We start from the raw sequence: 12,391 nt of genomic DNA, 5'->3' as shown, positions 1-12,391 counted from the left end.
CAAAACGTGGCGCCGCCCTCCGAATGACCCTTGCGAAGGGCGGAGCATGAGCGCTGCACCGGGGGCAGACGGCGCAGCCGGTGGGGCACTTCGCGGAGCTTGGCGCATTGCGGAGGCAAGGGAGGCGCTTCGCAATCTCCGACTGCGCCTCGCCGCTTCCGAAGCGGCCCGCATGTCCGCAGCGCCACGATTGCGAACGGAGCGGCGCTGCCGCCAGCTCACGCCCCTGCGGCAGAGCCGGATCGGAGGGCTGCCCCGAACCCCGGGCGCACCGGTCAGGACGGCTCGCGAAATCCGCTGGAGCGCCTGCGCGACGACAGATGGCGACCGGCGGCACGAAAGCACGAAGCCGGACCATGAACCCGTCGGCGGCCCTGTCGACATGGGCTTCGCCGCGACGCCGCCCCCGAACGAGCCGAGCTTCTCGGCCGGGCGATCGTCGACCTGCCTGCGGAGATCCGCGCGAGCGCTCCCTCGGCCTCCTGCGCCGCCATGCGAGCGCGAGCCAGCCGCGCCGGTCTGATAGCATCCAGGGCGATGAGCCTCGCCACCGCCCCGACCCTGCCCGGCGCGCGCTTCGACGACGCGGAGCTCGCCGAGCTCGCCACGGCCCTCGGGCGCGACTACACGATCGAGCGCGAGCTCGGGCGCGGCGGCATGGGCGTCGTGCTGCTCGCGCGCGACCTCCGGCTCGAGCGTCTGGTCGCGATCAAGGTGCTGCCGCGCGAGCGGGCCGCCGACGCCGCGCACCGCCAGCGGTTCCTCCGCGAGGCGAGGACGGCGGCGAAGCTGTCGCACCCGAACATCGTGCCGACCCTCCACGCCGACGAGGCCGGGGCGTTCGCGTACTTCACGATGCCGTACGTCGACGGCGAGACGCTCGCCGAGCGCGTGCAGAGCCGCGGCCGGCTGGCGCCCCGCGAGGTCGCGCGGCTGCTCCGCGAGGTCGCGTGGGCGCTGGCCTACGCGCACGCGCGCGGCGTCGTGCACCGCGACATCAAGCCGGAGAACATCCTCGTCGAGCGCGCGACCGGCCGCGTGCTCGTCAACGACTTCGGGATCGCGTTCGAGGCCCAGGCGTCGCGGCTGACCGGCGACGACCACATGGTCGGGACCGCGGCGTTCATGAGCCCCGAGCAGATCCTCGGGCGCGAGCTCGACGGCCGCAGCGACCTCTACTCGCTCGGCGTCGTCGGTTACTGGCTGCTCGCCGGCCAGCACCCGTTCGAGGGCGCCGCGGCGCCGACGGTGCTCGTCAAGCACGCGACCGAGCCGGCCCCGCCGCTGCGCACGCTCGTCCCCGAGGTCCCCGCGGGCCTCGCGGCGGCGATCGACCGCTGCCTCGCCAAGGAGCCCGACGCGCGCTGGCCGTCGGGCGAAGCGCTGGCCGAGGCGCTCGCCGCCGTCGAGGACGAGCTCGGCGGCGTGCCCGCGCGCACCGGCGGCGACCGCCTGCTCGACGAGCGCGAGGTCTCCGTGGTGCTGCAGCGCGCCGCCCAGCTGCAGGCCGACGCCGCCCGCCGCGTCGAGGAGCGCTCGCGGGCCGCGACCTCGCCGGCGCCGACGACCGCGAGCGCGCTGCGGGTGTCGGAGGTCCAGGCCGCCGCGGCCGAGGCGGGCATCGCCCCGGAGTTCGTGGCGATGGCCGCCGCCGAGATGACCCCCGGCGGCGCGCTCGCGGTCCCGGCGGTCTCGGCCGCCGCGGAGGGCCGCTGGGCCGTGCGCCTGTTCGGCAAGGACGTCCGCCAGCTCGTCGCCTCACGGGTGTTCCGCGCGCCGGCGAAGGCCGTGCTCGACGCGCTCGCGCACGTGTGGCAGGCCAGCCCGTACAACCTGCGCCTGCTCGACGCCGTCGGCCCGCACCCGCTCGACGGCGGCGCAGTGACGTTCCGCGTGCCGAAGTTCACCTTCAACGCCGACGGCTCCGCCATCGGCGGCTTCCCTTATTACATGTACGTGCTGTCGATCCGCCAGGTCCGCCTGACGATGCAGCGCCGCGGCCGCGACGCGATCGAATGCACCGTGACCGCCGAGCTGCACGAGACGATCGTGGCCGGTCGCCGACTGTTCTATCCGTGGATGGGCGGCGCGACCACGGTCGCCGGGGCCGCCGCCGGCGTGGCGATGTTCATGACGATGCTCCCGATCCTCGCCGTGCTCGGGACCCTCGGCGTGGTCGCCACGGTCTACGGCGGCCTCTACAAGCTCAACCACGTCGCCTACGCCTATTACATCAAGATGGCGCAGGAGCACCTCGAGACCATGCTCGCCGACGTCGACGCCAACCTGCGCACGCAGGCCGTGTTCGGCAGCCTGCCCGCCCCGCGCCCGGGGCTCTCGCGCGAGGAGGACTGATCGGACATGTCCGCCACGACATGTCCTGCCTGGTTCCGCGTAAGCCGACAGGACGAGACGATCGAGAGGCTGTTCGTCGATCACGGTACGGCCGGGCGTCGGACTCACCGTGACAGTGACTTGCCGACCGTCCATCCTCTCCACGCCCTGTCGCGGCGCCGCGAGATCGGGCGGCGGTGGTAAGCTCCGGGGCGATGCGCGAGACCCTGCTCGACACGTCGGCGCCGTTCGTTCGGGCGGTGCTGGCGAGCGGTGAGGATGGCGCTGGGATCGACGCGGCGGTGGAGGCGCTCGTGGCGGCGGAGAACCGTCACGGCGTCCGGATCTTCCACGAGGAGACGGTCGGCTCCCTCGCGCAAGTCTGGGTGCCGGTCCGGACTCCGCGGCCGACGCTGCGCGAGCTCCGAGCGTTGATGGCCCGGCATCCCTGTGCCCACGGGCGTTCGATCGATCCGGCGACCTGGGACGCCGAGATCGCGGCGTTCGAGCGCTTGCGGGCGCCACTTTATCGCGACGGCGACGACGACGATACGCCGGACGCGCCGCTGTTCGCGTTCCTGTCCGAGACGTCGCTGCTGCTCGGTGGCACCGACTTCGCCAACGACCACTGGATCGAGTTCCCGGGCGGCGCGATCGGCTCGTGGACGCAACGGGCGTGGGGCAAGTGCCTGGCGCAGTGGACCCGGACGCCCGCAGCGCGGCGGGCCCCCCTCGACTCGATCACGTGTACGTACTACCTGTACACGCTCGACCCGGACTACGAGACCTGGTGCGCGAGGGCACTTGCGGCGATTCGACGCAAATGCGCGCAGCAATTCGATGTGTGAGCCCGCCCGACGATCGTCGGCTCCACCCATTCGACGGCTCGCGGACGTCGTCGACGCGCACGCCGACTCGCTCGACGTGAGGCCAGGGTCGACGATCGCTCTGGGCGGCCGGATACGATTCGCCGCCGGCGGGCCGCGCGTTCACGCGTTCGTCTCGCGGGGCGCCGCGTCCCACGCGAGCGGCAGGCGCTCGTATCCTCGCAGGATGATGAACGCGCGGCGCTCGGCCGGCCGGGTCGGGTGGAGGCGGACGCCGGGGAGGCGCGCGAGCAGGCGTTCGAACGCGACGCGGCCCTCGAGGCGCGCGAGCGCGTTGCCGACGCAGAAATGAATGCCCTTCGAGAACGCGAGGTGCGGGGTCGCGGGGCGGCGGCGGATGTCGAACACGTCGGGGTCGGGGTACGCCTGCTCGTCGCGGTTCGCCGAGCCGTACAGCAGGAACAGCCGCGCGCCGGCCGGCAGCGCGACGCCCGCGAGGGTGGTGTCGACGGCCACGCGGCGAAACAGCCCGCGGACGGGCGCCTCCATGCGCAAGATCTCGTCGACCGCGTCGGGGACGAGCGACGGGTCGGCGCGGAGGGCCGCGAGCTGCTCGGGGTGGGCCATGAGCAGCGTCATGCCGTTGCCGATCATGTCGGTGGTCGTCTCGTGGCCCGCGGCGAGCAGGTCGATCGCGTTGCACACCGCCTCCTGCATCGTCAGCGGCGCCGTGCCGCCGATGTCGCTCGGCGCGAGCAGGGTCAGCAGGTCGCCGCGCGGCTCGTCGACCCGGGCCTCGATGTGCGCGCCGAAGTAGCGCTGCAGGTCCACGAACTCGCGGGCGCATTCGGCCAGCAGCGCCGGCGGGGCGGCGCCCGCGAGCAGGATCTGCTTCGCGTTCGAACCGCGCTTGAGCCGCGGCAGGTCGGACCGCGGGACCCCGAGCAGCTCGCCGATCACCGCGCCGGGCAGCGGGAACGCGAAGCGCTCGATCAAGTCGACCTCGCCGTCATGCACGAACCCGTCGATCAGCTCGTCGGCGATCGCGCGGACCTTCGGCTCCAACGCCGCGACCCGCTGCGGCGAGAGGGCCTTGTTGAAGACGTTGCGCACGCGCGTGTGGTCGGGCGGGTCGCTCTGGACCAGCGACTGGAATTCCAGATAGCCGGTCCGCAGGATGGCCGTCACCTCGTCCGGGAACACCGCCGAGGACTCGAGCGCGCCGGCCGAGGAGAACCGCTCGGTGTCGCGGGCGACCGCGGCGATGTCGGCGTAGCGGGTCACGACCCACGCGCCCAGGCTCTCGGCGAAGAACACGGGCTGCTCGCGGCGCGCCCGCGCGTACAGGGGATACGGATCGTCGGTCTGATCCGGCGCCATTGGATCGAAGGTCGTGCTGAGATTCATGGCCTTGGTGCAGGCTACCCTCGGGCGATGCATCGAGGGAACGCGCGGACCTGCGCGGTCCGCCGATGCGGCGCTCGGTGGATTCGTCCGCGAGACGGCCCCGCGAGGCGGTCTTCACCGCCTCGCTCGCCCGCGCCCGCTTGTGCCCGACGCGCGGCGGCGGGATACTGCGGCGCGGTCGTGGATCGCTCTCTCCGCGCGCACATCGCCGCGCTGGCGATGATCGACCGGGTCCGCTCGCTGGCCGCGTTGTGGGCGCTGTCCGTCGCGGCGGGCGACCCGGCTCGCGCGGCGCGGCTGCTGCTGCCCGAGCGGCTGAGGCGGGCCCGGCGGCTGCGCGAGCGCCTCGCGCGGCTCGGCGAACCGATCGCGCGCGTCGACGCGGACATCGCCGGCCTCGTCGCGCAGCTCGGGGCCGACGCGGCGCTGCCGATGCCGCGGTTTCACGAGCGTCGCGCGCTCGCCATGGAGCGGCTCGGTCTGCTCGCGGACGACGGCGCGGCGCAGAGCGTATGCCCGCGGCCGCGTCGGGCGATCAGTCGGCTGGCCGCCTTCGTGCCGCGGCCGGACGGGCGCGACCCGGCCGAGCTCGCCGACGCGGCCGCCGTGTGCGCCGACCTCCACCTGCCCGCGCGCGGCTGGCACGAGGAGACGCGCGAGCAGGTGCTGCGCGACCTGGCCCGCTGCGCCGCGCGGCACATGGCCTACGGGACAGCTCGCCTGAGCGACGAGGAGGCGCGGTCGTTCGTGCGGGCATTCGTCGCGCTCGCGCCCGCGGACGCGCGCCTGCTGCGTCCCGACGGCGAGCTGGCGGGCAACACCTTCGAGTACGGGGTCGCGCTGATCCATCCCGCGCGGGTCGCGGTGTTCGCGGTCGGCGACGAGGACTGAGACCACGATGACGATGAGCCCGGCGACCTGTTCTCGCGCCAGATCGCCAGCGGGCCGCAGGGCGACGTCGCGGTCGCGACCCACGCCGACCGCGCTCGCGGGCTGCTCGCGTCGAGCCGGTTCCCGGGTGAGCAGCCTTCCCGACGACGGCAGGGGAAGGAAGGCACGCCTCGGCCGAGGCCGTACGGTCACAGGGCGCGGCGGGCCGCCGGCAGGCAGCGCGCCGTCGTGGACGTCGTAGACTCTAGCGATGCCCGACGCTCCCACCGGCCACAGCGCCTCGCAGCGCCGTGTGCTGCAGCTGGTGCAGCGGCACGGCTGGAACGTGACCGCGTTCCAGACCTTCGGCGCGGAGTTCACCTACTTCTTCCACGGCGACGGCTGCGTGGCCTATGTCGATACCGGGTCGGCGTGGGTGGCGGCCGGGGCCCCGATCGCCGCGACCGACGAGCTCGCCGCGATCGGCGGCGCGTTCGTGCGTGCGGCCCGGGAGGCCCCCCGCCGCTGTTGCTTCGTCGCCACCGAGGATCGCTTCCGGCATGCGACCGCCGCTGATCTACGCGCGGTGGCGATCGGCGAGCAACCAGTGTGGGATCCGCAGACCTGGCCCGACACGCTCCGGCGTCATTCGCGGCTGCGCGAGCAGCTGCGCCGCGCGCGGGCGAAGGGGGTGCGGGTGCGCCGGATCGACCCCGCCGAGCTCGACGCGGGCCCGTTGGCGGACGCCACGGCAGAGCTGGCTCGACGGTGGCTCGCCACCCGGGCGATGCCGCCGATGAGGTTCCTCGTCGGCCTCGGCCCGTTCACGTTCCCGGAGCTGCGGCGGTGCTTCGTGGCCGAGCGAGACGGCCGGGTCGTCGGCGTCGCGCACGTGATCCCGGTGCCGGGCCGCCGCGGCTGGTTCCTCGAGCACCTGGTGCGTGACCCGCAAGCGCCGAACGGCACCGTCGAGGCCCTCGTGGACGCGGTCATGCGGCGGGCGACGGAAGAGGGCTGCACGTGGCTCACCCTGGGCACCGCGCCGCTGGCCGGCGCGGTCCCACGGCCGTTGCGCTTCGCTCGCAGCCGCCTGCGCTTCCTCTACGACTTCGAGGGCCTGCAGCGGTTCAAGGCCAAGCTGCGGCCTGCCGCGTGGTGCCCGATCTACCTGTCGTATCCGCGGTCGCAGGGCGTCATCGTCACGTTCCTCGACGTGCTCGCCGCGTTCGTGCCGGGCGGGCTGTTGCGCTTCGGCGCGCGCTGCCTCGCGCGCGGCCCGTCCGTGGTGCTCGTCGGGCTCGGGGTGTTGCTGGTGCCGTGGATCGCCCTGATGGCGGGCGCGTCGGCCGAGCAGTGGTTCGGCGGCCGTCCGGGCGTGAAATGGGCATGGGTCGGGTTCGACGTGCTCCTGCTGGTCGGCCTCGTCGTCCTGCGACGTCGCCGCTCGCCGGGGCTCGCCACCGGCCTCGCGCTCGCCGTCACGGTCGACGCGCTCGTGACCCCCGTCGAGGCCGCGTTGTGGAACCTGCCGCAGCTCCGCGGCTGGCTCGACGGCCTCGTCATCGCCCTGGCGTGCATCGGGCCCGCGCTGGCGGCGATCGTGCTGTGGGGGACGCGCGCCCGGCTCGTGCGAATGGCGCGCGAGCCAGCCCTCCTGCGATAGAAGGGCGTGGATCGCCGGCGCGTGCCGGTGCGCGATCGCGCGCCCTGCGCCGCTGCAGCTCGCCGATGCGCGGCGCGGCGCGCCGCTCCCCGTGAACGGCACGACGGGCCGGGCGCCGGCGTCGAGCGCCGGCTCGGCCCAGACCTCGGGCGAGGCCCGCGGACGCGAGCCCCGGGGTGCGATGCCTACGAGTGCGAGCCATCGCTGGAGGGGGGTGCGGGTCTACACGATCGGCCATTCGACGCGGACCTTCGACGAGTTGGTCGCGCTGCTGCGCTCGTTCGACGTCGCCGTGGTCGCGGACATCCGCACGGTCCCTCGCTCGCGGCACAACCCGCAATTCAACAGCGACGCGCTGGGGGCGGCCCTTCGTCGCCGGCGCCTGCAATACGTGCACCTCCCGCGCCTCGGCGGTCTGCGGCGCGCCGGCAAGGACGCGACGAACAGCGCGTGGCGCAACAAGAGCTTCCGGGGCTACGCCGATTATATGCAGACCGACGAATTCACGGCCGGGCTGGCCGAGCTCCGCGCCTGGGCGGCGAAGGGTGGCGTCGCGCTGATGTGCGCGGAGGCGGTGCCGTGGCGTTGCCACCGCTCGCTCGTCGCCGACGCGCTCACGGCCCGCGGGGCCCGGGTCGAGCACATCACCGGCCTCTCGCGCTCCTCGCCGCATCGGATGACCCCCTTCGCGGTGGTCGAGGGCACGCGGGTGACCTATCCGGGCGAGCGCGACGGCGGCGGGTCGCTCGCCACGCCCGCGCCGTTCCACCTCGAGGCGACCGTCCGGGTGTTGCAGCGTCGACCGAGCAATCGCGTCGACATATGGGACGACGGCCGTTATCGGCGGGTGCTGACAGTCGCGGGAGAGCTCGTATTGGTCGAGGTCGAGGACCGCGGGACGGTCGACGCGCCCGACCTGCGATACGTGGTGTCGCACGGTGACGTGCCGCCGGCGGCGCATCCGCAGCTCGCGGCCACCTTGCGCAAGGTGCTCGGCCTCGACGTCGATCCCGCGCCGCTGCTGCGGCTCACCACCGCCGATCGCGGGCTCCGCCCCACCGGCCTGGCGCTGCGCGGCATGCGGCCGCCGCGGTTCGCCGAATGGTTCGAGGTGTTCGCCAACGTGGTGCCGTTCCAGCAGGTGAGCCTCGACGCCGGCGCCGCGGTGGTCGCCCGCCTCGTCGAGCGCTTCGGCAAGATGATCGAGCACGCGGGTCGGCGCTTTCACGCCTTCCCGACCGCCCCGGCGGTCGCCGCGGCTCGCCTCGACACGCTGCGAGCGTGCGGTCTGAGCGCGCGCAAGGCCGAGGTGCTGCGCCACCTGGCCCGGGCGATCGCGTCCGGCGAGCTGGCGGAGGCGACGATCGCCGGCCTGGCCACGCCCGACGCGCTCGCGACCCTCCGCGAGCTGCCCGGCATCGGCCCGTGGAGCGCCGCCCTGGTGCTGCTGCGCGGCCTCGGTCGTCTCGACGTGTTCCCGCCGGGCGACGTCGGGGTGGCCCGCGGCCTCCGCACGCTGATGCGCGTCGCCGCGGACGCTCCGCTGGACGTCGAGCGCTTCGGCGATCGTCGCGGCTACCTCTACTTCTGCGCGCTCGGGGGCGACATGGTGGCGCGGGGCCTCATTCACGCGGCGCCCTCGCCGAGGCGTGCGCCGGGCTCCGGCCGCTCGCTGCGCGCGGGCACTGCGAGGAGGACATCGGGGGGCCGGGTGTGAGCGCGGCGAGCCGACGACCGCGTGACGGTCCCCGCCGCCGCGCCGTGATGCGCGCGGCGAGAGAACCAGGGAACTCGCGGCCGCGGCGTCCCCCGTCTCTCGCGCGCGACCTGGCTTTTTCGCGCAAGTGGACCGCGACCCTTCGCCGCGGCGAGCGGCGCCGTCGACTCCGAAATCTGCATCGTCGTCGCTCGGCGAGCGGGCTGTCGCTACCCGCCCCCGCAAGCCTCGTGAGAGCCAGGCTCTGGAGCGCGGCGATCCGGGCGCACTCGTGGCGCTCTTGAAGGAGCGATCGCAAACGGCTACGACGCTCGACCATGACCACGCGTCGCGCCTCCTGTACCTGCGGCCAGCTCGGTGTCACGTGCGAGGGCGACCCCGTGCGCGTCTCGATCTGTCACTGTCTCGCCTGTCAGCAGCGAACCGGGAGCGCCTTCGGCGTCCAGGCGCGCTTCGCTCGCGAACAGGTGACGTTCTCGGGCGCCGCGACCGAGTTCGTGCGCACCGGAGACAGCGGCAGCCGGGCGACCTTCCGCTTCTGTCCGACGTGCGGCTCGACCGTGTTCTGGGAGTCCGACGGTTTGCCCGGCTTCGTCGCGGTCGCCGTCGGTGCGTTCGCGGATCCGAGTTTCATGGCGCCGACGGTGTCGATCTACGAGGTTCGCCGCCACGCCTGGGCGATCTCGCCGGACCTCGACATCGAGCGCCTGGACTGACCGCCCGGATCACCGGCGACGGCGCCTGGTCGCGGTGGTGCTCGCCTTCAACCGTGAGCTTGTCGATGACGGCGACGGTGTCGAGGTCGAGGCCCGCCATCGAGTTCGACTGGCCCGCCAGCTGCGGGAGGTCGCCGGAGACCGACAGCGCGCTCCCGAGAGCACGCCGTCGAGGTGCACCGCGTGCTGGACGTCGAGGTGCGCTGCGCCGTATCATCGCGCCGCCTTGGCCATCAAGCGTACAGCGATCGTTCTCGGCGGCTCCGGCTCGGTCGGCACCGCGCTGCTCCGCGAGTTGTTCGACGATGCCGACTTCGAGGCCGTCATCACGCTCTCGCGCCGATCGATACCCGAGGCGGTCGCAATGGCTCGCACCACTGGCCGCACGCTGGTGGAGAAGCTCGTTCCCGAGATGAAGCCCGCGCCGCTGGCCGCGGCGACGCTCGATGCATGCCGGGAGCTCGACGGCGACCTGGTGGGCTTCAGCGTGCTCGGCGTCGGCGCCGGCACCGCGAAGCTCACGCTGGAAGAACATCGCGCGGTGGACGTCGCCTTGAACGAAGCGTTCGCACGGGCGCTGCGCGATTCGGGCAAGGTCCGACACCTCGCGTTCATGAGCGCCGCCGGTGCGGACCCGACTGCAAGAGCGACCGGCAGCGGCGCCGCGGGCATGTCGCGGTACAACCGCGTCAAGGGCGAGTCCGAAGCGGCCGTGCGCGCGAGCGGACCGGCGACGGTGAGTGTCTTCCGTCCCGCGATGATCATCGGCTCACGGCACACGCCCTGGCTCCTCGAGAAGACACTGCCGTTATTTTCATTCATCACACCCGCGAAGTACAAGTCGATCACCGTGGAGCAGATCGCTAAGGCCATGATCGCGACGGCGAAGCACACTCCGACGACGAGCGCGATCTATCACTATCCCGAGATGATGGGGCTGATCGCGGGCGCTCGGAGATAGCCGTCGGGCGTCCCGACGGTCCTCCAGGCTCCGCACCCACGCCCCAGCCCCGGGAGAAGGACGCGAGACCCCGCCGGCCAGAGTGGGCCACGGACCGCCGACGCCGGCGCGAGAGGAGCGTCTACCCACCTCGCGTCACGCGGTGCCGGCGGCGATCGCGTCCTGGAGGCGCGGGTACTCCGGGCGGAAGCCGAGGTCCTCGCGGATCCGTCGGTTGTCGAGCACGATCTCGAACGCGCGCGCAGCCTCGGCGGCGGAGCCGTCGGGCGGCGGCGCGCCGACCGATGCAAAGAGCGTCGCCAGGTCGGGCGCCTCGTCATCGGCGACGTTGTAGATGCGGTGCGACGGCGACGCCTTGTCGAGCACGCGCGCGACCGCCTGCGCGACGTCGGCGTGGTGAGCGATCGACATGCGCTGCGTCGGCAAAAAGCCGCGCATCATCGGGACCACTTCCTCGACGTGCGGATCGCCGTCGCCGTATACGAATGGGAGGCGGAGCACGCGGACGTCGAGGTTGTCGATCGCGAAGAGGGCGCGCTCGGCAGCGAGCTTGCTCGCCGGGTATCCCGGCGCCGGCGTGCATGGATCGTCCTCGCGAGCGCTGCGCCCCCCAGTCGCGCCGTACACCAACCCGGTGCTCGTGAACACGAAGCGCTGCACCGACGCGGCGCGCGCCGCAGACGCGAGGTGCTGCGTGCCGACGTCGTTGACGGCGTGCGCTTGCTCTGGCGTCGCGCCGCGGAAGAACGCGGCGCAGTGGACGACGGCGTCGACGCCGCGCACCGCGGCCTCGAGAGACGCGCCGTCGAGCAGGTCGCCCCGCACGACTTCGACGTCGCGCGCGCGCAGTGCCTCGGCGCGGCTCGGATCGCGCACGAGAGCGCGCACGTGATGACCGCGGTCGGCGAGGCGACGAGCGAGACGACTTCCGACCTTTCCGGTCGCTCCTGTGACGAGAATCTTCATGGCGCGGACCGTAGCGAGCCACACGACAGGTGGATTGGAAAAACCGGACAACGTCGCGCCCCGCTTGTACGGGCGAGCGCCTGACCGCATCCTCTCTGCCATGCACCCAGGCGCGGCCCATCGCCAGTCTTACGACCCGAGCGGCGCGTCGACGGCAGCGGTCGTCGAGGTGCTCATGGTACACGAGCTCGATGCCGATGCGCCGCACGTCTTGATCCCGCGCGCAGAGGTCGAGATCGTCGTCCGCTTCGGACCGGCGGCGCGGAGAGGGATCGACGCACACGTACTCGGCGCGCGGGAGCACGTCCGTCGCAAAGTCCCCCGCGGGACGCAGCGCAGCCTGAGTGCGCGGCTGCGGCTGGGCGCCTCCGAGGCTGTGCTCGGCGTCCCCGCGTCGGCGGTCGCCGGCCGCGTCGTCGCGCTCGAGGATGTCTGGGGCGACGCCGCGGCGCGCCGCCTCCTCGAACGACTCGCCGCGACTCCCGACGGGCTCGCGGCCGCGAAGGTCCTCGACGCCGCGATCGCCGAGCGCGTGGCGACCGATGCATGCCGGCCCTGCTCGCGCCTGGCCCTCGAAGCAGCCGAGAAGCTGCGCAACAATTTGTTCGTCCCCGCGAACGTGAACGCTGTCGCGGATGAGCTCGGCGTGAGCGAGCGCCACCTCCGTCGGGTGTTCCGCGGAGCTTTCGGCGTCGGTCCCAAGGCGTTCGCCAAGCTCGCGCGCTTCCAGCGTGCTCTGCGTGCTGCACGCGAGGACGAACGGGCCGCGTGGGCGACGATCGCCGCCGACGCCGGCTACTACGATCAGGCCCACCTGATCGCCGAGTTCCACGCCATCGCCGGCGCGCCGCCGCGTGTGCTGCTCGGCGAGCTCCGGGTGGCCGCTTCGATCGGCTGACGTCGGGGCGACGACGCCGACCCGCGCTCCTT

At 73.2% G+C, this 12,391-nt stretch carries 10 protein-coding genes; 8 read left to right on the top strand and 2 right to left on the bottom strand.

Annotated features, from left to right (window positions below; genetic code table 11):
* Window positions 1–537 precede the first annotated feature (537 nt).
* Window positions 538–2,355: a serine/threonine-protein kinase gene (locus tag NAEX_RS21005; RefSeq protein WP_170135880.1), complete on the top strand. Its 1,818-nt coding sequence runs from the start codon at window positions 538–540 to the stop codon at window positions 2,353–2,355.
* Window positions 2,356–2,549: 194 nt separating this feature from the next.
* The gene (locus NAEX_RS21000; RefSeq protein ID WP_096329261.1) at window positions 2,550–3,182 is read left to right on the top strand and encodes a hypothetical protein; all 633 of its coding nucleotides are present in this window, start codon (window positions 2,550–2,552) and stop codon (window positions 3,180–3,182) included.
* 141 nt (window positions 3,183–3,323) lie between these two features.
* Here NAEX_RS21000 and NAEX_RS20995 read toward each other — a convergent pair whose 3' ends face one another.
* Window positions 3,324–4,568, bottom strand: coding sequence for a cytochrome P450 (locus NAEX_RS20995; protein ID WP_170135879.1), 1,245 nt, complete (start codon window positions 4,566–4,568; stop codon window positions 3,324–3,326).
* A 180-nt stretch (window positions 4,569–4,748) separates the two neighbouring features.
* Here NAEX_RS20995 and NAEX_RS20990 point away from each other — a divergent pair, with 180 nt between their 5' ends.
* The 5 genes from NAEX_RS20990 to NAEX_RS20970 all read left to right on the top strand — a co-directional run bounded on the left by NAEX_RS20990 (window position 4,749) and on the right by NAEX_RS20970 (window position 10,495).
* Window positions 4,749–5,459: a hypothetical protein gene (locus tag NAEX_RS20990; protein WP_096329259.1), complete on the top strand. Its 711-nt coding sequence runs from the start codon at window positions 4,749–4,751 to the stop codon at window positions 5,457–5,459.
* Window positions 5,460–5,709: 250 nt separating this feature from the next.
* The gene (locus NAEX_RS20985; protein WP_096329258.1) at window positions 5,710–7,101 is read left to right on the top strand and encodes a DUF2156 domain-containing protein; all 1,392 of its coding nucleotides are present in this window, start codon (window positions 5,710–5,712) and stop codon (window positions 7,099–7,101) included.
* Between the two features lie 214 nt (window positions 7,102–7,315).
* Complete coding sequence (locus NAEX_RS20980) at window positions 7,316–8,818, top strand: DUF488 family protein (protein ID WP_245913769.1); 1,503 nt, start codon at window positions 7,316–7,318, stop codon at window positions 8,816–8,818.
* 317 nt (window positions 8,819–9,135) lie between these two features.
* Window positions 9,136–9,534 carry a GFA family protein gene (locus tag NAEX_RS20975; protein WP_096329257.1) on the top strand — a complete coding sequence of 133 codons (399 nt, stop codon included), beginning with the start codon at window positions 9,136–9,138 and terminating at the stop codon, window positions 9,532–9,534.
* A gap of 226 nt (window positions 9,535–9,760) precedes the next feature.
* Complete coding sequence (locus tag NAEX_RS20970; RefSeq protein WP_096329256.1) at window positions 9,761–10,495, top strand: Rossmann-fold NAD(P)-binding domain-containing protein; 735 nt, start codon at window positions 9,761–9,763, stop codon at window positions 10,493–10,495.
* Window positions 10,496–10,630: 135 nt separating this feature from the next.
* Here NAEX_RS20970 and NAEX_RS20965 read toward each other — a convergent pair whose 3' ends face one another.
* Window positions 10,631–11,461, bottom strand: coding sequence for an NAD-dependent epimerase/dehydratase family protein (locus NAEX_RS20965; RefSeq protein WP_096329255.1), 831 nt, complete (start codon window positions 11,459–11,461; stop codon window positions 10,631–10,633).
* Here NAEX_RS20965 and NAEX_RS20960 point away from each other — a divergent pair.
* A complete protein-coding gene (locus NAEX_RS20960) occupies window positions 11,460–12,359 on the top strand; it encodes a helix-turn-helix domain-containing protein (RefSeq protein WP_245913768.1) in 900 nt (299 codons plus the stop codon). The genes NAEX_RS20965 and NAEX_RS20960 overlap by 2 nt on opposite strands.
* Window positions 12,360–12,391: the final 32 nt, after the last annotated feature.

Origin of the sequence: Nannocystis exedens (assembly GCF_002343915.1) — a bacterium.
GTDB classification, from domain to species: domain Bacteria; phylum Myxococcota_A; class Polyangia; order Nannocystales; family Nannocystaceae; genus Nannocystis; species Nannocystis exedens.
Note: the sequence above shows the minus strand (reverse complement) of the source record. Positions and strands in the feature narration are given on the sequence as shown.

Excerpts from the sequence above, each read along its gene's own strand:
- NAEX_RS21005 (WP_170135880.1), top strand. The coding sequence starts at position 538 with ATGAGCCTCGCCACCGCCCCGACCCTGCCCGGCGCGCGCTTCGACGAC.
- NAEX_RS21000 (WP_096329261.1), top strand. The coding sequence starts at position 2,550 with ATGCGCGAGACCCTGCTCGACACGTCGGCGCCGTTCGTTCGGGCGGTG.
- NAEX_RS20995 (WP_170135879.1), bottom strand. The coding sequence starts at position 4,568 with ATGAATCTCAGCACGACCTTCGATCCAATGGCGCCGGATCAGACCGAC.
- NAEX_RS20985 (WP_096329258.1), top strand. The coding sequence starts at position 5,710 with ATGCCCGACGCTCCCACCGGCCACAGCGCCTCGCAGCGCCGTGTGCTG.
- NAEX_RS20975 (WP_096329257.1), top strand. The coding sequence starts at position 9,136 with ATGACCACGCGTCGCGCCTCCTGTACCTGCGGCCAGCTCGGTGTCACG.
- NAEX_RS20960 (WP_245913768.1), top strand. The coding sequence starts at position 11,460 with ATGGCGCGGACCGTAGCGAGCCACACGACAGGTGGATTGGAAAAACCG.
- NAEX_RS20965 (WP_096329255.1), bottom strand. The coding sequence starts at position 11,461 with ATGAAGATTCTCGTCACAGGAGCGACCGGAAAGGTCGGAAGTCGTCTC.